The 21669-nt window shown below is 45.2% G+C and carries 16 protein-coding genes and 1 pseudogene; 13 read left to right on the forward strand and 4 right to left on the reverse strand.

The window, feature by feature from the left end:
• Positions 1-241 precede the first annotated feature (241 nt).
• A complete protein-coding gene (locus L4B77_RS06110) occupies positions 242-532 on the forward strand; it encodes a GIY-YIG nuclease family protein (protein ID WP_261839032.1) in 291 nt (96 codons plus the stop codon).
• Positions 533-611: 79 nt separating this feature from the next.
• Here the strand turns inward: L4B77_RS06110 and nadK are convergent, their stop codons facing one another.
• The gene (gene nadK / locus L4B77_RS06115) at positions 612-1496 is read right to left on the reverse strand and encodes an NAD(+) kinase (RefSeq protein WP_261839033.1); all 885 of its coding nucleotides are present in this window, start codon (positions 1494-1496) and stop codon (positions 612-614) included.
• 143 nt (positions 1497-1639) lie between these two features.
• Here nadK and grpE point away from each other — a divergent pair, with 143 nt between their 5' ends.
• The 4 genes from grpE to dnaJ all read left to right on the forward strand — a co-directional run bounded on the left by grpE (position 1640) and on the right by dnaJ (position 7639).
• Positions 1640-2221, forward strand: a complete 582-nt coding sequence (gene grpE, locus L4B77_RS06120) for a nucleotide exchange factor GrpE (protein WP_261839034.1) — start codon at positions 1640-1642, stop codon at positions 2219-2221.
• Positions 2222-2609: 388 nt separating this feature from the next.
• Complete coding sequence (locus L4B77_RS06125; RefSeq protein WP_261839035.1) at positions 2610-3881, forward strand: dicarboxylate/amino acid:cation symporter; 1272 nt, start codon at positions 2610-2612, stop codon at positions 3879-3881.
• Between the two features lie 414 nt (positions 3882-4295).
• Positions 4296-6209, forward strand: a complete 1914-nt coding sequence (gene dnaK, locus L4B77_RS06130) for a molecular chaperone DnaK (RefSeq protein WP_429749184.1) — start codon at positions 4296-4298, stop codon at positions 6207-6209.
• 284 nt (positions 6210-6493) lie between these two features.
• Positions 6494-7639 (forward strand): molecular chaperone DnaJ, encoded by a 1146-nt coding sequence (gene dnaJ / locus L4B77_RS06135; protein ID WP_429749186.1) that lies wholly within the window; start codon positions 6494-6496, stop codon positions 7637-7639.
• Between the two features lie 208 nt (positions 7640-7847).
• Here the strand turns inward: dnaJ and L4B77_RS06140 are convergent, their stop codons facing one another.
• Positions 7848-8279, reverse strand: coding sequence for a type IV pilin protein (locus L4B77_RS06140; RefSeq protein WP_290334690.1), 432 nt, complete (start codon positions 8277-8279; stop codon positions 7848-7850).
• A gap of 102 nt (positions 8280-8381) precedes the next feature.
• Here L4B77_RS06140 and L4B77_RS06145 point away from each other — a divergent pair, with 102 nt between their 5' ends.
• The 7 genes and pseudogenes from L4B77_RS06145 (at position 8382) to tadA (ending at position 15278) form a co-directional block, all read left to right on the forward strand.
• Positions 8382-8888, forward strand: a complete 507-nt coding sequence (locus tag L4B77_RS06145; protein ID WP_261839038.1) for a GspH/FimT family pseudopilin — start codon at positions 8382-8384, stop codon at positions 8886-8888.
• Positions 8869-9501 (forward strand): PilW family protein, encoded by a 633-nt coding sequence (locus L4B77_RS06150; protein ID WP_429749189.1) that lies wholly within the window; start codon positions 8869-8871, stop codon positions 9499-9501. Before L4B77_RS06145 ends, L4B77_RS06150 begins: the two co-directional genes overlap by 20 nt.
• Complete coding sequence (locus L4B77_RS06155; RefSeq protein ID WP_429749191.1) at positions 9498-10838, forward strand: hypothetical protein; 1341 nt, start codon at positions 9498-9500, stop codon at positions 10836-10838. The genes L4B77_RS06150 and L4B77_RS06155 overlap by 4 nt, the downstream gene beginning before the upstream one ends.
• Positions 10828-11277, forward strand: a complete 450-nt coding sequence (locus L4B77_RS06160) for a prepilin-type N-terminal cleavage/methylation domain-containing protein (RefSeq protein ID WP_372092818.1) — start codon at positions 10828-10830, stop codon at positions 11275-11277. The genes L4B77_RS06155 and L4B77_RS06160 overlap by 11 nt, the downstream gene beginning before the upstream one ends.
• Positions 11278-11577: 300 nt before the next feature.
• Positions 11578-13144: pseudogene (locus L4B77_RS06165) on the forward strand (AbgT family transporter).
• Positions 13145-13317: 173 nt separating this feature from the next.
• Complete coding sequence (locus tag L4B77_RS06170; protein WP_261839043.1) at positions 13318-14607, forward strand: hemolysin family protein; 1290 nt, start codon at positions 13318-13320, stop codon at positions 14605-14607.
• Between the two features lie 68 nt (positions 14608-14675).
• The gene (gene tadA, locus L4B77_RS06175; protein ID WP_261839044.1) at positions 14676-15278 is read left to right on the forward strand and encodes a tRNA adenosine(34) deaminase TadA; all 603 of its coding nucleotides are present in this window, start codon (positions 14676-14678) and stop codon (positions 15276-15278) included.
• A 61-nt stretch (positions 15279-15339) separates the two neighbouring features.
• Here tadA and L4B77_RS06180 read toward each other — a convergent pair whose 3' ends face one another.
• Entirely contained in the window at positions 15340-15474 is a 135-nt protein-coding gene (locus L4B77_RS06180) for a hypothetical protein (RefSeq protein WP_010438952.1), read from the reverse strand.
• 311 nt (positions 15475-15785) lie between these two features.
• Positions 15786-17354 (reverse strand): membrane-bound lytic murein transglycosylase MltF, encoded by a 1569-nt coding sequence (gene mltF / locus L4B77_RS06185; protein WP_429749194.1) that lies wholly within the window; start codon positions 17352-17354, stop codon positions 15786-15788.
• A gap of 329 nt (positions 17355-17683) precedes the next feature.
• Between mltF and purL the strand changes: the two genes are divergently transcribed.
• The gene (gene purL, locus L4B77_RS06190) at positions 17684-21610 is read left to right on the forward strand and encodes a phosphoribosylformylglycinamidine synthase (protein ID WP_429749196.1); all 3927 of its coding nucleotides are present in this window, start codon (positions 17684-17686) and stop codon (positions 21608-21610) included.
• Positions 21611-21669: the final 59 nt, after the last annotated feature.

Here is a 21669-nt window from a genome sequence, read left to right on the forward strand (position 1 = left end):
ACAATACTGTATATAAGCTCAGTATATACTGTTTCTTTATACAGTAAAGTCGACAGGTGAAAATTTTTGTGAAGAGGATCTAAACCTTACGGGACGAGGAGTGGGTTTCTGAGTGTCATTCCCGAGAGCGACAAAGGAGTGAGTAGGGAATCTCCAAAGGCTTGGCATCTTAGTTCTTTTTTCAAACTTATTCGTCAGACACCCATCTATCATTGGTATTGCCTATGTTGAGATGGAAGGAATGGATGTGAAACAACCAGCGATATACATACTGGCTAACCCGTCGGGGAGCTGCTTATATATTGGCGTGACGAGTAATTTAAAAGCGCGAATATGGCAGCACAAAAATGGCAGTGTCGATGGATTTAGTAAGCGGTATAACATTGACCGTTTGGTCTACTTTGAGCTTTATCTCGATATCACAGACGCCATCAAAAGAGAGAAGCAACTGAAAAAGTGGAAGCGAGAATGGAAAGAGAATTTAATTGCGGAAACGAATCGTAGCTGGAGTGATTTATACGATCACTTTTGAGAGATTCCTGACTCTGTCGTGCCTCCATCTCAGGAATGACAGAACAATCTATCTTGTTCTGTCATTTGTTATTCGGAGTTTAAAACAGCTTACTCGACCAACCGAGTTTGTTACGTAAGACGTGATAGTAGCTGTAGTCTTTAGGGTGGATCAGTTTGAGTACATTTGGGCTTTGGTAGATGTGAATCTCATCGCCGGGAGAAACTGGCAATGAAATTTGACCATCACAACTGACTTCCTGAGTTCCGCGGTTGTCCGGCGATACAATTAGCTTGATGTGACGCTTACCATCCACCACAAGTGGTCGGCTTGAAAGGGTGTGCGGGAACATTGGCACTAAAGAGATAGCATTCAGGCTTGATGACAGAATAGGGCCGCCGCCAGAAAGTGAATAGGCGGTTGAACCTGTTGGGGTTGATACGATCAGGCCATCTGACCGTTGTGAGAAGGCGAAGCTGTCATCGATATACACTTCAAACTCGATCATGCGCGCGACTTGACCTGGGTGGAGCACGGCTTCATTGAGAGCGGCATTATGGCTTTTTATTTGGCCGTGACGATGTATCTCTGTTTCGAGTAGGAATCGCTCTTCTTCGACGAATTCTCCCTTAAGCACGTCGGTTAGCGCGCGCTGGAAGTTTTCAGGGTTAAGATCGGTTAGGAAACCAAGGTTGCCTCGGTTAACACCAATCACTGAAATATCGAAACGTGACAAGATTCTCGCGGCACCGAGCATATTTCCATCGCCACCCACCACAATCGCGAGATCAGCCCGTTTACCTAATTCAACTAGGCTGGAAAAATGTTCTTGTGGGATATCATTCAAAATAGCGGAGAGCCGGTCGTCCACAAATACTTGATAACCCTCGGAACTTAACCACTGATAAAGCTCTCGGTGAGTCTGAATTGCTTGCTGATCTCGAGGTTTACCAATAATAGCGATGACTTCAAATGGCTTTTTCATAACGTTTCCAAACGAATTAGGCTTGAATCAAAATTCTTCATCCCCATAATAAAGGCAAGTTGAACGTCTATGCGAGTGTTTTATATCAATTTGGGGTGTAAACACACCTGTCACTGGCATTGAAAACGAATTCTGGAGAGATCATGAGCAACGAAGAAAACAAAGTCACTGAAGCTGAGCTAGATCAAATCATTGCAGAAGCAGAGAAAGTTGAAGAAGCTGAACTGAATGAAGAGTCTGTTGATGAGCAAGAAGCAAAAATTGCTCAACTAGAAGCAGCATTGCTTTCTAGCGAATCTAAAGTGAAAGAACAACAAGATTCTGTTCTTCGCGCAAAAGCTGAAGTTGAAAATATGCGTCGTCGCAGCGAGCAAGAAATTGACAAAGCGCGTAAATTCGCTTTGAACAAGTTTGCTGAAGGCCTACTTCCTGTTATCGATAACCTTGAGCGCGCTATGCAAGCAGCAGACGCTGAGAATGAAGTGGTTAAGCCATTATACGAAGGTGTTGAACTTACGCATAAAACGTTCGTAGACACGGTTGCTAAGTTTGGTCTTAAAGAGATCAATCCTGAAGGTGAGGCGTTCAACCCTGAATTCCACCAAGCAATGTCGATTCAAGAAAGCCCTGATCACGAATCAAACACGGTGATGTTCGTGATGCAAAAAGGCTACGAGCTAAATGGTCGTGTCGTTCGTCCTGCAATGGTTATGGTTGCTAAATAATTACGTATTACGTTGCCAAGTGATTGATTGGCGCATTGACTGAGTAAGTTGCTACGACAAAATAAATCACGGGTTTACGTAAAATAAAAAGAGAGGCATCGGCCTCTCTTTTTTTGTGCCTATAGCTTGAGAGTCTATGTAAATAAGCRTCAAAATCGCATTGAGAATGTCATTATTTTTATTTTATCCAGATCAATAATTTAGAGCTTTATATTATGAAATTGGTTGTTAATGGTGAGGTGTTTTAGTGTTGCTTTTGTAGTGTTTTTGTAAATAAGTGCTTTTAATTGTTACCTTTGTATGTAAAATCCACTGCGGTATGGCGATATTAGTCGCACATATAACTATAAAAGTACAAATTTCAAACACAACAGACTGGAGAAGAACGATGGACAAATCGCTCTCAAGTAAGATTTTTGTAGGCTTGTTTACCGGCCTACTTATTGGTACTGCTATTCAGTACCTATTCAGCGGCATTGCTATTTTTGATACCTACTTACTCGGCACTGCTGAAGGGGCTGGTGGTATGTTCGTATCACTGATTAAGCTGCTCGTAGTACCTCTGGTATACGTATCTATTGTTTGCGGTATCGTTGAGCTCAAAGATATTCGTTCATTTGGTCGTCTTGGTGGTAAAACCTTTGGTCTTTACATTATTAATACCATCATTGCGATTTCAGCCGCGCTAACGATTGGTCTCATTTTTCAACCGGGTGCGGGTGCGAATCTGGCGGGCACGGTTTCTGAAACCGTTGCGCTGACTACAACAGAAACACCGGATATCTTCTCTCTGGTTGTGAATATCGTTCCGAGTAACCCTGTAGAAGCGTTCGCCAGCGGTGACATGCTGCAAATCATCTTTATGGCAATTTTGACCGGTCTTGCGATTCAAGCGCTTGATTCTCGTGGTGGCCCAGCGATTAAGACCTTTAAGATGGCTAATGAAATCATGATGAAGCTTATCGGTTTGGTAATGAGCCTTGCGCCTTACGGTGTATTCGCGCTGATGATTCAACTGGGTGCAACACTGGATGCAGACACGCTAATGTCAGTTGCTGGCTATGTGGCGCTTGTGGTTACCATGCTTGTGTTCTGGATTTTCTTCTTCTACCCAATGATGGTAGGGGCATTCACTCGCATTTCTCCAAAGCAGTTCTTACGTGCAACTCGTGAGCAGGTTCTATTTTCACTATCGACGGCAAGTTCGAATGCGACCATTCCAGTAACCATGCGTACGTTAACTGACAAATTGAACGTATCGAAGTCAGTGGCAGGTTTCGGGGTGCCACTTGGTGCAACCATGAACATGTCTGGTGTCTCTATCTATATCGCATTAGCAACGATGTTCGTAGCTAACGCCTTTGGTCAGCCAATTAATACTGCTGACATCTTCACTCTAGGTCTAACTATCTTATTACTGTCTATCGGTGCTGGTGGTGTTCCTGGCGGTGGTGTTGTTATGGTCGGGGTTCTATTGCACCAACTAGGCTTGCCACCAGAAGGTCTAGCGATTGTGGCGGCTGTTGACCGTATTTGTGACATGTTCTGTACTTCTTCCAACGTTGTTGGTGATACTGCGGTTAACACTATCGTTGCGAAAACGGAAGGCGAAATTGGTAAAGAAGAAGTGGAAGTAGAAGCGAAGCCAGTAGAAGCTTAATCTTCAAACTATCCAAAGCTAAAAGCGAGCCCAAGGGTTCGCTTTTTGTTTTAAACGACTTATAGGTCATTCCATAGAGCGAAGAATGAACGAGTAGGGAATCTCTAAAAGTTATCTATATTGCTGTTTGAGATCCCCAACTCGTTCGTGCCTCGCTCTTGAGGATGACAGATAACTTCGAGAGTGAGGTTGAAATGCACCTAGGTGGAATTTAGTCGCATTTCCCGACAATCTTTTTTCATTTTTTTTCAATCTTTCCCTTGAAAAGCCATTTGCCGCCCTTATCTATGGTGCATACGAAAGCAAATTATATTTGCACTTTAATTTTGTGTATTAGGGTTGATTCCCTGATTACCACCCCCACATATGTGGGTATAGCAAAAACTTAATAGAATATATTTCGGAGATGGCCTGATGGGTAAAATCATTGGTATTGATTTAGGTACTACTAACTCTTGTGTTGCTGTTCTTGACGGCGACAAACCACGCGTAATTGAAAATGCTGAAGGCGAACGTACAACAGCATCGGTAATCGCATACACAGAAGGCGAGACGCTAGTTGGTCAACCTGCAAAACGTCAAGCTGTTACTAACCCTCAAAACACGCTATACGCAATTAAGCGTCTAATCGGTCGTCGTTTTGAAGATGAAGAAGTTCAACGCGATATCGAAATCATGCCTTTTAACATTGTTAAAGCTGATAACGGTGATGCATGGGTTGAAGCGCAAGGCCAAAAAATGGCTGCTCCTCAAGTATCTGCTGAAGTTCTTAAGAAAATGAAGAAAACAGCTGAAGACTTCCTAGGCGAAGAAGTAACTGGCGCAGTTGTTACTGTTCCTGCTTACTTCAACGATGCTCAACGTCAAGCAACGAAAGATGCTGGCCGTATCGCTGGTCTAGATGTTAAACGTATCATCAACGAACCAACTGCTGCTGCTCTAGCTTACGGCCTAGACAAGCAAGGTGGTGATCGTACTATCGCTGTATACGACCTTGGTGGTGGTACATTCGATATCTCTATCATCGAAATCGATGAAGTAGAAGGCGAGAAGACTTTCGAAGTTCTTTCAACGAACGGTGACACTCACCTTGGTGGTGAAGATTTCGATAACCGCATGATCAACTACCTAGTCGATGAGTTCAAGAAAGAGCAAGGTATCAACCTTAAATCTGATCCACTAGCAATGCAGCGTGTTAAAGAAGCAGCAGAAAAAGCGAAAATCGAGCTTTCTTCTACTACTCAAACTGACGTAAACCTACCTTACGTTACTGCTGATGCGACTGGTCCTAAGCACATGAACATCAAAGTGACTCGTGCGAAACTTGAGTCTCTAGTTGAAGACCTAGTTCAACGTTCTCTTGAGCCACTAAAAGTTGCTCTAGCAGATGCAGACCTATCTGTAGGTGATATCACTGACGTTATTCTAGTTGGTGGTCAAACTCGTATGCCTATGGTTCAAGCGAAAGTAACGGAATTCTTCGGTAAAGAGCCACGTAAAGACGTGAACCCTGACGAAGCGGTTGCTATGGGTGCGGCTGTTCAAGGTGGTGTACTAGCGGGTGACGTTAAAGACGTACTTCTACTAGACGTTACTCCTCTGTCTTTCGGTATCGAAACGATGGGCGGCGTGATGACTAAGCTTATCGAGAAAAACACAACTATCCCGACTAAAGCGGATCAAGTGTTCTCTACAGCTGAAGACAACCAAAACGCAGTAACTATCCACGTTCTTCAAGGTGAGCGTAAGCAAGCGACTTACAACAAGTCTCTTGGTCAGTTCAACCTAGAAGGTATCCAACCAGCACCACGTGGCATGCCACAAATCGAAGTGACATTCGACCTAGATGCTGATGGTATCCTGAACGTATCGGCTAAAGATAAAGCGACAGGTAAAGAGCAGAAGATCACTATCCAAGCATCAGGCGGCCTGTCTGAGGAAGAGATCGAAGCAATGGTACAAGAGGCAGAAGCTAACAAAGAAGCGGACAAAAAGTTCGAAGAGTTAGTTGTTGCTCGTAACCAAGCTGACCAAATGATTCACGGCACTAAGAAGCAAGTAGAAGAAGCTGGTGAAGCGCTACCTGCAGACGAGAAAGAGAAGATCGAAGCGGCTATTACGGCACTAGAAGAAGTTAAGTCTGGTAACGATAAAGAAGCTATCGACGCAAAAGTTCAAGAACTGATGCAAGCCGCTCAAAAGCTAATGGAAATTGCTCAACAACAAGCTCAAGCACAGCAAGCTGGCGCTGAAGCGGGTGAGCAACCTAAGCAAGACGACGATGTGGTAGACGCAGAGTTTGAAGAAGTTAAAGAAGACAAAAAATAATTTCGTCGCAGAGTAGCCTAATTTCGTTGTCGGAAGTGCTCACCTACTAGTGTAGGCTGCGCGCTTCCTCCTAGAACTCAAGCTATCTGCTTAGAAATTTGTCTCGAAGACTTATTAATACGGGCGTCAGAGGTAACTCTCACGCCCGTAAATTTGTATTTAGACTTGTCGATCTAGATAATAGCTTTATTCGGTGATTCAGCCGGCAGAACTTTTATCTAGATTGATACACAGACTACTGAAGTTATTTTTCGGTAGTAGCAATTATTTTGGTGACCTAGAACATGTCAAAACGTGATTTTTACGAAGTATTAGGCGTAAGCCGCGATGCATCAGAGCGCGATATTAAAAAAGCGTACAAACGCTTAGCGATGAAGTTTCACCCAGATCGTAACCAAGGTGACGCTACCTCAGCCGATAAGTTTAAAGAAGTAAAAGTAGCGTACGAGACCTTAACCGATCCTCAAAAGAAAGCTGCTTATGACCAGTACGGTCACGCTGCTTTTGAACAAGGCGGTATGGGCGGCGGTGGTTTTGGCGGCGGTGGCCAAGGTGATTTTGGTGATATTTTCGGTGACGTATTTGGTGACATCTTCGGCGGCGGTCGTCGAGGTGGTGGTCAAGCGCGTGCACAACGTGGTTCCGATTTACGTTACAACATGGAACTGACGCTAGAAGAAGCGGTTCGTGGTGTTTCTAAAGAGATCGAAGTACCAACACTGGTTGAGTGTGATATTTGTGATGGTAGCGGCGCGAAGAAAGGTTCTTCTGCGCAAACTTGTGGCACTTGTCATGGCCATGGTCAAGTACAAATGCGTCAAGGTTTCTTCGCGGTTCAACAGACTTGTCCTACTTGTAACGGTAAAGGCAAGATCATCAAGGACCCATGTAACTCTTGTCACGGTCAAGGTCGTAAACAGAAAACCAAAACACTTAACGTTAAGATCCCAGCAGGTGTTGATACTGGTGATCGCATTCGTCTATCTGGCGAAGGCGAAGCCGGTGAACATGGCGCACCAGCAGGCGACCTATACGTACAAGTACATGTAAAAGAGCACAACATCTTTGAACGTGACGGTAACAACCTTTACTGTGAAGTGCCTGTCAGCTTCTCTATGGCAGCTTTGGGCGGTGAAGTGGAAGTTCCAACCCTGGATGGTCGCGTGAACCTTAAAGTGCCAGAAGAGACACAAACGGGCCGTATGTTCCGTATGCGTGGCAAAGGCGTGAAAGGTGTTCGTGGCGGCGGTGTGGGTGACTTAATCGTGAAGCTAGTGGTTGAAACACCGGTTAAGCTAAGCTCTCGTCAAAAAGAGCTACTGCGTGAATTTGAAGATACCTGTGGTGGTGAAGCGGCAAGCAAGCATAAGCCAAAGTCTGAAGGCTTCTTCAGCGGTGTTAAAAACTTCTTCGATGACCTAACTAAGTAATCAATTCAGTACTTGGTAACTCGTTAAGCTAACTCTTAGAGTTATTGATAACATTAGAAAGCCTGCTCATGTAGCAGGCTTTTTTGTGTCTATAGATTAGAGAACAACAAGATTAGAGAACAAGATGACGAGAGAAAAAGGGGTTTAAAGCATAAAGAACGGAGATTATTGTAGATAAGATCTCACGTCTTTTTGATGGTTTGGCTCGTTACCTCCAACACGCTTCTGGTTGTGACATACCTGAGTGGTGTAATTCCAAAATATCGGTGTTTGAATCTAAGCAGTTATCTTTGGTTTGTGGTGAAAGTGGTTCAGCCTGAATCGAATAGGTGGTGCTACTCGCCGAGATAGCAAGTGTGTATCGGCGAGTATCAGTCGCGCAAAACAAGCATGTCCCGCCTGAAATTATATTCGCTGCTGCCGATGCGTAACTTCCCGAATATAAGGTTTCTATCTCTAATTGAATTTTTGTCATGTCAGCTAACGCGGTAACTCGGTGTGCCTTGATAACATGGCTGGTATAGCTTGGATACGCAATGGCACCGAGTATCCCTACGATGATGACGGCGATCAATAATTCGATCAATGTCATTCCTTTCATACTTAAGTTGTTGTTGTTGCATTTCTTTATTCGAATCATCGCGAGTAGTTTCCTTTCATCACTCTGTCTATTTTTCTCTGGTGATAGCATCAGAGCAAGACTAAATACGGTTACGCATTGGATTACATAGGAATTTGGGAAATGACTCGCGGGTTTACTTTATTAGAGCTGTTAATCACGGTATTGGTGTTATCGATACTGATCGTTGCGGCTGCCCCGAGTTTTAGTTCGGTAACTGAAACCGTCAAGATGCAGCGACTCGCGGGTGAGTTGAATGGTTTTCTTATTCAGGCCAAGTCTGAATCGGTCAACAGGAATCAAGATCTGTGGGTGCATTTCTCTATGGAAAAGAACACGGTGCAATCAACCGGAGAGTGGACGGTTTGGTTAAAGCCTACCGAGGATCTTTCTGGTGAAACTTTATTGGTGTTGTCGGGTAAGCCGTTTCGTGATGTTTCTTTTTCTCACAACTACACCGGAGAGCGCATCTCTTTTGAGAGTGTTAGAGGAAGGCCAAGCAGAGGGACGATTTATCTCTTTCCGAATGGCGCATCAAACGATCGACTTTTGATCAAGTTATCTAGCCCTCCGGGGCGAATTAAGGTTTGCGGCGAATCGAGTGCGCAGTATGGCTATGATGCGTGTTAAGGCGATAGCGGTCGCGCCTAGCAAACAACAAGGTGCATCATTGATTGAATTGATGGTGGCTGCTGTGATTGGCGTGTTCGCCATTTCGATCATTGGCAGTGTGTTCATCACTGGGCAGAGAATAGCCAAAGATAAGGGGATTGAATTATTACTGCTGCAAAACCTCACCAGTACCATGCAGGTCATGAAGGAAGATATCCAACGATCGGGCTATGATGGTTCAAACGGTCATTCAATCAAGTTATCCGGTGCAAGTCATACCATCCAAGTGAGTGGCGGTAGTGCGGTAGGTTTTGTCTATTACCGTGAAGGTTCTAGCAGCAATAAAAATTACCGGAATATCGTTTATCAAAAAAAGGGCACTAAGCTGCAAATATGTGAAAAAGGCACACCGGTTTCAGCTGGTCTTCCTTCTTTCAATGAAGTCACCGGGTGTTATTCGTTGTTTGATGACAGTCTCATCGAAGTGGATGAACTCGATATCCACTCGCAGGTATTAGAGAAAAATGCGATTAAAACAACACTCACAGAGATCAGTATTACGGCTTCAATTCCAACCGCAGGTGTCTCCAAATCGATTTCAGTGACGGTTAAACAAAGGAACTGGCAATGATGACCTTCACAAAACAGTATGGTGTAGTGACGTTATTGATTACGTCGGTGCTTTTAATGGCGGCTTTAGTGGTGACGTTAGGCACGTACCGTAGTGTTTTTCATCAAATTAAAGTGGCTCAAAATGAGGTGGAAGGGCGTAAAGCTCATTGGTTAGCTGAAGGTGGTTTAGAGTGTACTTATTCCTATTTACGGGAACTCGATAAAACCATTTTAGAGATCAAAGAGGCCAGTACACGCCCAGCCCACTTTTCAGATTGGTGCTCCCCTTATGATAATCAACCCCAAATCACCATCTCTGATAGTGTGACGGCTAAGGCTTATATCGTGAGATCGTCGAAGAGGACACAATCACTCTATAAGACAATAAAAGAAACCTCTCAGCTAGGCCGTGGGGCTATCCAGTCGACAGGCCCTATTGAACTCATTGGCACTTTGAGTCTGAAACCTACAGTAAAGGAAGAACCGATCAGAGGTAATGAATATGAATGCGTGAGTGTTACTTTTGCTGACCTTTTAACTTATCAATACGATTCTGTACATGGTGATTCAGGGCAATCGTTAGGATTAGAAGTCCTTGATCCAAGTGCGAATGGTCCGTTCTCTGGTTTTGATGGTGTGTGTGATAGCGACTATAAAACAGCGATCCCTAAAGCCAGTTCGGGAAGTCGTTATTCAATCTATGCTCCTGATTCCTATCAAGGAACCAATCCGCCGCCGTTCAAAAAAGACTTTAATCCTGATCCGAATATGAACCCGTTTTATACCTTCTTTGGTATGGCTAAGACGGATCAAAATATTGTGGACCTTTCTCAAGATACTGAACTCTTTAAACACACCATATTGACTAACGCGACAGACTGCGCAACGGAAATTATGGATCACTTTACTTTGGGACAAACCCAAGGTCTGTGGATTGAAGGTAATTGCTATGTTGATACCGCGGTTGTCGCGACAAACAATCAATCACAGCTGTTGGTGATTCAAGATGGTGTGCTCGCGTTGAGGGGGGCGATGACATACAACGGTGTGATTTATCATTTGGTCGATTATCAAAAGAGCCATGTTAAAACTCGTATCGATAACTTCTGGAAGACCCTTGCTGCTCCGAACGTATTCGCGCCTTTTATCAAAGACATCGACGACGCCAGTGTGGTTAAAAAAAGTGTCGGGATTCAATTTGCTTCTGGTTTACCTTCCGGTGGCCTTATCTTTGATTCGCCACAGGGGGTAACGACCATTGTGGGTGACATGGATTTGGATTTTCGTGCTGAGTCTAATCCAAGTGACCCACCTTCGAGTTATCAATGGAAGCGAGGATCATGGAATGATTTTTAATCAGCGAGGCTTTAGTTTGATAGAGGTGCTGATCTCTTTTCTGCTCATCGGAGTGGCGTCACTTGGGCTGGTTAAATTGCAGGTTTATGTCGAGCAAAAGTCAGAGTTTGCGATTCAAAGCATCGAAGCACTGCACTTTGCTGAAAGGCAGATGGAATTTTATCGAACTCGAGTATCGGAGATGAGTGGGGCGGTTGGGTTAATCCCTTTTTCCGATCTCAACCAAGCCCGTTATTGTCTCAATTCGACAAATTCAGCGCCCTTGTCAGGGTTATCCGGCTCAGATTATGCGATGACATGTGAAGTGACCGATGCTGATGATGCTTTATCGGGAGCTTTAAAAAATATTACGGTCACCATGACATGGCAAGATCGCATGAACCGTGCACAAAACATTCGCCTAGAGACCATGCTCTCTAAATACAGTGAGTTTGATTAAGCAACCAAGCAAACGTTTACTGGATACGAAGGCTCCCCCCTCCTTTTTTATTGATATTTCTCTGTTCTCGGACATTGTTTGCAAGGTGGTTAATGGGATGTATAGGGTATGGTGTGCTTTGTGTTTTTATATTGTTGTGGTTGCATTGTATTTTTGCAAAATATGTCTCCATTTATGGAAAATAGTGCGGGTTCTTGTGCTTTTTAATGGTGGTTTTAATAGAATATGTGCTGTGCCAATAGGTCATGGTCCAAATGTATATTCGGCCTAAATTAAAACAACATCACATATGGAGTTCCAATGAGTAGTCAAGCCGTAAAAAAAGCCCCATCGACTGAGAATATCAGTGGTATGGATCGCTTTCTAAACTTCATTGAACGCGCCGGAAACAAAATTCCAGATCCCGCTCTGCTCTTTTTTTGGGGCTTATTATTGTCTGGGTATTATCGGCAGTACTTTCACGTTTTACTTTTGATTTGATTCATCCTGTATCTGGCGAAGCCATTGTCGTTTCGAACTTATTGACGGGTGAGGCCTTTGCGAGCTTTTTAGCGAATATGGTGACTAACTTTACTGGGTTTGCACCTCTTGGAATCGTACTGGTTGCTATGCTATGCTAGGTGTTGGTGTTGCTGAAGCTTCAGGCTTTATTAATACCGGACTGAAAAAGATGCTCAACGTGACTCCAGCGAAGCTACTAACGCCGATGCTTATCTTAGTCGCGATTGTGTCTCACACTGCTGCAGATGCCGGTTACGTGCTGGTTATTCCTCTTGGTGGTATCATTTTCCATGCTGCGGGGCGTCACCCTCTAGCGGGTATTGCTGCGGCCTTTGCGGGTGTATCCGGTGGCTTTGCCGCGAACTTCTTGCCGTCAGGTATTGATCCTCTTTTGGCTGGCTTTACACAAGAAGCCGCTCAAATTCTTGACCCAAATTACATAGTAAACCCTCTTTCCAATATCTTTTTTACCGGTTTATCTTCTCTATTAATTGTATCGATTGGTTGGTACGTCACGGATAAGATTATTTCACCACGTCTTGCGAAAACGGCGATTGATGAAGATGCAGAAGAAGCGCCAGATATGGGGTCATTTACTGAAATTGAAAGTAAGGCTTTTTCTCGCGCGGGTTGGGCTATGCTTGCTGGTATTGCAGCTTTGGTTGTTGCTTTAGTACCTGAAAGCTCACCACTTCGTTCTCCAGCGGGGGAAATTACGTCTTTTAATGCGCCAATTATGCAATCTATTGTGCCGCTTATCTTCATCCTGTTTATCATTCCAGGGGTGGTTTACGGCCGTATTGTTGGGACTTTTAAAGCGAGCGACGACATCATTAAATCGATGTCTGCAACCATGGCTACTATGGGAAGCTTTATGGTAATGGCTTTCTTTATTGCTCAGTTCTTGGTGGCTTTCTCTCAATCTAACTTGGGTACATTACTGGCGTTGTCGGGTGCTCAGTTATTGCAAGCGATGAATCTACCCGGGCAAGTGACGATTGTTGGTATGATTTTACTTACCGCATTTGTTAACTTATTGGTCGGTTCGGCTTCTGCTAAGTGGGCGCTGATTGGTCCTATTATGGTTCCAATGCTGATGGCTGTGGGTATTTCTCCTGAGCTGACTCAAGCGGCGTATCGTGTCGGGGATTCAGTGTCTAATATCATTTCTCCGATGATGGTTTTCTTCCCGTTAGTGGTTGTTTACATGCAGCGTTACGTGAAGGGTTCAGGCATTGGTTCACTCGCCTCTATGATGATGCCATACTCGATTGCTATGCTAATCGGTTGGTCTCTCTTCTTGCTGGCTTACTGGGCTCTTGGTATTCCACTGGGTATCCAAGCTCCTTACACTTACACGATGTAAGCAAAGTAAGTCTGAAAAGTAAGTCAGATAAAACCATCGAAGCCCGCACTGAAATGTGCGGGTTTTTTTTCGCAAATTTTTGCTACTTTTTTTATATCCAAGATAAAGGCACTCAGCTTATACTCCGCCTTACGGCTAATTGTTGGCCGGTAAAATTAGGAAATCCAATCCACATGAAAATTCTGCTTTTAGTAGGGTTAATTGTTTTAAATGGTCTGTTTGCCATGTCAGAGATTGCACTGGTAGCAGCAAAAAATAGTCGGCTGAAACGCTTAGCTGAAAAACATCGCTCGGCTCAGGTTGCCCTTGAGCTCAAAGAAAATCCAACACGCTTCCTTTCAACCATTCAAATCGGTATTACGGTCATCGGTCTACTCAGCGGTATTGTAGGTGAAGCGACGTTATCGGCTCCACTGGCAGTTCAACTGGAGCTTTGGGGTTTAGACCCAACACAAGCGAATATCTTGTCTACTGCGGTTGTCGTGGTGGGGATTACCTATTTCGCGATTGTTGTGGGTGAGCTCGTGCCAAAACGTTTTGCTCAATCTCAAGCCGAAAATATTGCTGTGCTAGTGGCTCTACCCATCTTTTGGTTATCTAAAATTGCGACGCCATTTGTGTTTGCGTTGTCGGCTTCAACCGAGGGCATTCTTAAATTGATGGGGCGTAGCGGTGAAGAAGACAGTGTGACAGAAGATGATATTCATGCACTCGTGAAAGAGGGCTCTGAATCTGGCGTAATTGAGCGTGGTGAGCAAGAGATGATTCGCAATATATTGCAGTTGGATGATCGTCTTGTGAGCTCGTTAATGACCCCGCGAAGAGAAGTCGACTTTTTGGATATCGAGCAACCTGTTGATCAGATATTCAAGAAATTACGTTCATCAAAGCACAGTGTCTTCCCATTGTGCCAAGAACACCTCAATAAAGTGGTCGGTACGGTGTCAGCTAAAGCCTTGCTGAATCAAGCGGGCAATTTAAGTATTCAAGTTATCATGGGGCTGTCGAGATCCCCAATCTATGTTCCAGAGTCGATGAAGGCGCTGCGCTTACTGAGTTACTTTAAAGAGTCAGGGGCTGAGATGGCGTTCATCGTTGATGAATATGGTGACGTACAAGGCTTGGTCACTCATTACGACATTCTTGAAGCGATTGCTGGTGAGTTATCGAATAACCCTAAAGATCTTTGGACGGAGCAAGTAGAAGGCGGATTGCTAGTGGATGGGTTAATCCCTCTCAGTGAACTGAAGAACCGTTTAGAGCTGGCCGATTTTGAAGGTGAAAGCGAGAGTTTCCAGACCTTGAATGGCCTTGTGACTTGGTTGATAGGACGTTTACCTGATGCTGGTGAAGTTGTTCAATATCAGCAGTGGCAGTTTGAGGTCATCTCCGTTGAAAATAACCGTATTGTGAGTGTTAAAGCGACCCCTATCGTCAGTGATTTAGACGATACTGTTGGTTAACGATTCAACGAACAAGTCATCGTTATTGTTCATCATCTCTTTATTGTTCATTATTACGAAGATTAGGTATGCTTTATGGCATACCTATTTTTGTTCTTATCCTTTGTATTCTGGAGTTTCCTTTGTCAGACCATCAATTCAGCCCTCAAGATGAAATCTTCATGCGACGCGCCATCGAGGTCGCCAAGCAAGCAGAGAAAGAGGGAGAGGTTCCGGTTGGAGCGGTGTTGGTCAAAGATGGAGCCATTATAGCGGAAGGGTGGAACCGTTCGATTGGCAGCCACGATGCCACGGCACATGCTGAGATCGAAACTTTGCGTAAAGCAGGTCAAACCTTAGAAAATTATCGCTTACTTGATACCACGTTGTACGTCACGCTTGAACCTTGCCCTATGTGTGCTGGAGCCTTGTTACATAGCCGCGTAAAACGGATCGTATTTGGTGCGCCGGATTTAAAAGCTGGGGCGGCGGGGACGGTATTGAATCTCTTCGAAAGCCAAGCCTCATATCACTATGCTGATGTTGAGCATGGTTTGTTGGAAGAAGAGTGCCGAGGACAGTTGCAGGCCTTTTTTAAGCGTCGTAGAAATGAGATAAAAGAGAAAAGGAAGCAAGACCGTTTGTTGGAAGCGCAGCGTTTAGAAGCAGACAAGGTCAGTAACAAGAGATAGCAACGAGCTTTCGGCACTCTCAATGATAAGAGTGCCAAGCAAACGTACTTGGTCATTATATTTACTCAGCAATCATCTGCATGAAAGCACGGTTGCGCCAAATGATTTTTTTCTTATTATTTGAAAGCATACGCTTACGACGGTTGGCGGCAACGGTCTTATCAAGGCGTTTCGATTTCAGTTTGTTCTTCATCATTTCAACGATTTCCTCTTGGTCGTTTGGCTTGTTAATTATGGCTTCAGTTGTAACTATGGCTTCAGTTGTAATTATTGGCGGATTGGTTCTAAGCGTTTTGCTGAGAACTTAATATTGCCTTTCTCAGTCGCTCTCATACTGAATGCAATCAAGCATCCTCTCGTTTGTGGAGTGCTGTTATAACGTTGAATGGTTACTGCAATATGACACCTCAAATTTAACGGTCACTCTGTTATTGAGTCTCTCAACGCTCACCAGTCTCTCGGGAATAAAAAAAAAGAGCAATGCGAAATGGCATTGCTCTTTTTTATTTATTTGGAAGACTCAGCGTCGTTGATTGCGGATTCAGCTGCACTGATTGTCGATTCAGCGCCAGAGGTTTCTAAAGGTGGAATAACCACTAAACCTTCAAGGTTGACCTCTTGGTCTTTATTGCGCTTATTGACATGACCAATAATACTTTGGTAATAACGGCGAATATTTTCTACGTAGTTCCTCGCTTCATCACCACGAGCGTAACCGTAACGGGTGTAGCGGTAGTATTTTCGCTGTTTTAACAACGGCAGTCGGTCTTTCACATCTCCCCACGCATCCGGGTCACCACCTTGTGCTTTGGTTATACGTCGAGCATCCATCATATGTCCATAACCCACATTATATGAGGCGAGGGCGAACCAGATTTTTTCATGTTGATCAATAGAGTCAGGGACTCGATTGACAATACGACGCAGGTATTCGACGCCACCTTGTACCGACTGTTTTGGATCAAGACGATTGGTTACGCCGACACTTTTCGCCGTCGGTAGCGTCAACATCATCATGCCACGAACACCTGTTGGAGAGCGCGCGACAGGGTTCCAATGCGACTCTTGGTAGGCCAAAGCGGCAATCAAACGCCAGTCAAATTCTTGCGAGTACTTTTGAAATAGCGGCGACCATTTTGGCAGTTTGCTGTCCAGTGCTCGAATAAAGGCACGGGTGTCAACGTAGTCAAAGGTACCAATGTGACCGATGTATTTCTCTTCTAGTGAGGCTAGCTCACCCGATTGTTTTAGATTGCCGAAAAACTCAATCAGCAACGCATACAGGCTTTCATCTTCAGACTTCTGTAAGTACCAAGAGATCGGTTGATCTTCAGTTAACTCAAACGCTAATGCAACGTCAGGGTATAAACGCTGCGCCAGAGACAGTTCGATAGAATCAGCCACTGTAAATAAGAGCTCACCGGTCGAGACTTCTTTGAGTAGGTCATTGATATCTGCGTTCTCGACCGCGTCATAGATAAAGTCATTATGGGTGTTCTGTAGCTCTTTGAGTGTCGGTTCAAAGTGAGAGTCTTTGACCACAACCAAAGAGGGGGTCAGTGTTTCACTCGATATGGCTCCTTCGGACTCTGCGTGTTTCTTTGCAAACTTAGCCTGACGCTTATTTTCAAACTTAATCAGTTGCTTGAGGTTTCTTGGTCGCCAATGCCCCTTTTTATACACGACTTGTTGGCTGACATAATAATAAGCGGGCGCGGCGCGATAGACACGTGTCAGGTCGCTATTTTGTGTTAACCCTGTTGCGATGAGATCGATTTCACCTTTCTTTAAGGCGGGGAATAGATCGGATAGGCGATATGCAGGCCTAACCTCAAGTTTGACACCAAGCTCTTGTGAAAACTCACGAGCCAACTCGTAATCCAAACCTGCTGGGCCATCAGGACCAATGTAATAGGATAGTTGATTGTTTAGAGTGCCGACACGAAGCACACCGCGTTCTTGTATCTGCTCAAGGACACTTTTGGGATCAGATTCAATCTGGCACCCTGTTATCCCCAACAGAGCGATAACAAGCAGAAGGAATTTAGACGAAAAGGCGAGCGTAAATTTAGGCATCAAAATGAAATCTCAAAAAGTGGAAGCCCCTTTATACCAAACCCCGCAAGACTGGCAAAGCAGGTTTAATTAAACAGAGGTAAAAGTGCGGATAAATGCAGCAAAAGTGGCATTTATACAGAAAGATAAAAAAAATAACGCAAACGGTTGCTTTTGGTGTTACGTCACAAAAAGAAATGCTTTATAATGCGCTCGCATTGAAGAGGTGGGATCGGCATAGGTTTGGCAACCTTCGGGAATAGCTTCGAAGAAAACAGTTAGGTTGTTCCTATAACCCACTGAATTTATTCCAATACTACCTTAATCAACTGCATAAGAGACCTAAGCACATGAGAATTTTGCGTGGCTCCCCAGCTCTATCTGAGTTTCGTGTTAACAAGCTTTTAGAGCTTTGTCGTGAATTAAGCTTGCCTGTTACAGGTATTTACGCTGAGTTTGCCCACTTTGCTGATCTAACGGCAGACCTAGATGAGTCTGAAGTTGAGAAGCTAGAAAAGCTACTGACTTACGGTCCAACGATTGAAGAGCATGAACCAGAAGGTTTACTGCTACTTGCAACGCCACGCCCTGGCACTATCTCGCCTTGGTCTTCAAAATCAACAGATATCGCACACAACTGTGGACTGGCTAAAGTGTCACGTCTAGAGCGCGGTACTGCTTTCTGCATTGAAACCTCTGCTGAACTTTCTGAACTTCAACTTGTTGAGCTAAAAGCCATTTTACACGATCGTATGATGGAAGTGGTTTTCACTGACTTCGAATCAGCGGCGGCGCTGTTCACGGTGGCTGAACCGGCCCCTTATACCGAAGTTGATCTACTGGCTGGCGGACGTAAAGCGCTTGAAAAAGCAAACGTTACCCTAGGTCTTGCACTTGCAGAAGATGAGATTGATTACCTGCTTGAAAGCTTCACTGAAAAACTCGAACGTAATCCGACTGACATTGAATTGATGATGTTTGCACAAGCGAACTCTGAACACTGTCGTCATAAAATCTTTAACGCTGATTGGACTATCGATGGCGTTAAGCAAGAAAAGTCATTGTTCAAGATGATTAAAAATACGTTTGAAGTCACCCCTGATAACGTACTGTCGGCTTACAAAGATAACGCAGCAGTCATGACGGGTTCTGAAGTGGGTCGTTTCTTCCCAGATCCAGAAACTCGCCAGTACAACTACCATCAAGAGAAAACACACATCTTGATGAAAGTTGAAACGCACAACCACCCAACGGCGATTTCTCCATGGCCGGGTGCATCAACAGGTTCAGGCGGTGAAATCCGTGATGAAGGCGCAACCGGTATTGGTGGTAAGCCAAAAGCGGGTCTTGTGGCGTTCTCTGTATCTAACCTTAAGATCCCGAACTTCGTTCAACCTTGGGAAACTGACTTTGGTAAGCCAAGCCGTATCGTTACTGCTCTGGATATCATGCTTGAAGGTCCTCTTGGTGGCGCGGCATTCAACAACGAATTTGGTCGTCCAAACCTACTTGGCTACTTCCGTACTTACGAAGAGAAAGTCAACTCTCACGCCGGTGAAGAAGTGCGTGGTTACCACAAACCAATCATGCTGGCTGGTGGTCTTGGTAACATCCGTGATGAGCACGTTCAGAAGAAAGAGATCCCAGTAGGAGCAAGCCTAATCGTTCTTGGCGGTCCTGCGATGAACATCGGCCTTGGCGGCGGTGCGGCATCTTCAATGGATTCGGGTTCTTCTTCTGAAGATCTTGATTTCGCTTCTGTACAACGTGAAAACCCAGAAATGGAGCGTCGTTGTCAGGAAGTGATCGACCGTTGTTGGCAGCTAGGTGATGCGAACCCAATCGCATTCATCCACGATGTGGGCGCGGGTGGTATCTCGAATGCACTTCCTGAGCTAGTAGACGATGGTGAGCGTGGCGGTATCTTCAACCTACGTGATGTACCAAACGATGAGCCGGGCATGAGCCCACTTGAGATCTGGTGTAACGAATCTCAAGAGCGTTACGTAATGGCAGTTGCTGATAAAGACATGGCAACATTCGACGCGATTTGTAAGCGTGAGCGTGCACCATACGCAGTGGTGGGTAAAGCAACGGAAGAGCGTGAACTTAAACTTGAAGATTCACACTTCGACAATACGCCAATCGACATGCCAATGGATATCCTATTAGGTAAAACGCCTAAGATGCACCGTGACGCGAAAACGCTAAAAGCGAACAACCCTGCGATTGACCGTTCTGGTATTGAGATGAACGAAGCGGTTGACCGTGTTCTTCGCTTGCCAACCGTCGCTGAGAAAACGTTCCTTATCACCATCGGTGACCGCTCGGTAACAGGCCTTGTCGCTCGTGATCAAATGGTTGGTCCATGGCAGGTTCCAGTAGCAAACTGCGCAGTAACAGCGGCAAGCTACGACTCTTACCACGGTGAGGCAATGTCTCTTGGTGAGCGTACGCCAGTGGCACTGCTAGACTTCGGCGCATCGGCTCGTCTAGCGGTTGGTGAAGCCATTACTAACATCGCTGCGACCAACATCGGCGATATCAAACACATTAAACTGTCGGCGAACTGGATGTCTCCAGCGGGTCACCCGGGTGAAGATGCCGGTCTTTACGAAGCGGTGAAAGCGGTTGGTGAAGAGCTATGTCCAGCATTGGGTCTAACTATCCCAGTGGGTAAAGACTCAATGTCGATGAAGACTAAGTGGGAAGAGAATGGCGAGCAGAAAGAAGTCACGTCTCCGCTATCTCTTGTTATCACTGCGTTCGCACGTGTTGAAGACGTTCGTAAGACGATTACGCCTCAACTGCGCACTGACAAAGGTGACACTTCACTGGTTCTTATCGACCTAGGTAACGGCAAAAACCGTCTAGGTGCGACAGCACTTGCACAGGTTTACAAGCAGCTTGGTGATAAGCCAGCAGACGTAGACAACGCAGCGCAACTAAAAGGTTTCTACGAAGGCGTTCAAGCACTGGTAGCGAACGACCAAGTTGTCGCTTACCACGATAAAGGTGATGGTGGTCTATTGGTAACGCTAGCAGAAATGGCGTTCGCAGGTCATTGTGGTGTTAACGCTGATATTGCGGCGCTTTTATCTGCATCAGAGAATAGCGAAGATACGCTTGCGGCACTATTCAACGAAGAGCTCGGTGCAGTCATCCAAGTGCGTAACGATGATTTAGATGCGGTTCTTTCTACTCTTGCGGCCCATGGCCTAGATACGTGTTCACACGTAATTGGCAGCGTTGTTGGTGAAGGGGAAGCGTCTGATGAGCTAGTGATTAAGTCTGGTGAGTCTGTAGTAATTGAACGTAACCGTACTGAACTACGTACTATCTGGGCTGAAACCACGCACAAGATGCAAGGTCTACGTGATAACCCAGTATGTGCTGACCAAGAACACGAAGCGAAGAAAGACAACTCTGATCCAGGTCTGAACGTGAAACTAAGCTTTGACGTAAACGAAGATATCGCTGCACCGTTCATCAACACAGGCGCTAAGCCTAAGATGGCGATTCTACGTGAGCAGGGTGTTAACTCTCACGTTGAAATGGCAGCAGCATTTGACCGTGCAGGCTTCGAAGCAACCGACATTCACATGAGCGATATCCTCACGGGTCAAGCGGTTCTAGAAGAGTACAACGGCCTTGTGGCTTGTGGTGGTTTCTCTTACGGTGACGTACTAGGCGCGGGTGAAGGTTGGGCTAAGTCGGTTCTGTTTAACGATTCGACTCGTGACCAGTTTGAAAACTTCTTCAAACGTGAAGATACCTTCTCTCTCGGTGTGTGTAACGGTTGTCAGATGTTGTCAAACCTGCGTGAACTTATCCCGGGTGCAGAGTACTGGCCACGTTTTGTTCGCAATGAATCTGAGCGTTTCGAAGCGCGTTTCAGCCTAGTTGAGGTTCAGAAGTCTGACTCTGTCTTCTTCAACGGCATGGAAGGCTCTCGTATGCCAATCGCCGTTTCTCACGGTGAAGGCCGCGTAGAAGTGCGTGACAACGACCACCTAAACGCGATAGAAAACTCAGGTACGGTTGCTCTACGTTACGTTGATAACAACGGTAACCCAACGCAGCAATACCCGAACAACCCGAACGGTTCGCCAAACGCTATCACGGGTTTAACGACGACAGATGGCCGCGTGACTATCATGATGCCGCACCCAGAGCGTGTATTCCGTACCGTTGCAAACTCTTGGTCTCCAGAAGGTTGGGGCGAGAATGGCGCTTGGATGCGTATGTTCCAAAACGCACGTAAGAATGTGGGTTAATCACTTTCTTACTAGCCGCATTAATCTAGGCTAGGTTATGCAAAAATGAAAAGCGCAGA

The sequence above is a fragment of the Vibrio minamisatsumaniensis genome (genome assembly GCF_050337445.1).
Lineage (GTDB): Bacteria > Pseudomonadota > Gammaproteobacteria > Enterobacterales > Vibrionaceae > Vibrio > Vibrio artabrorum.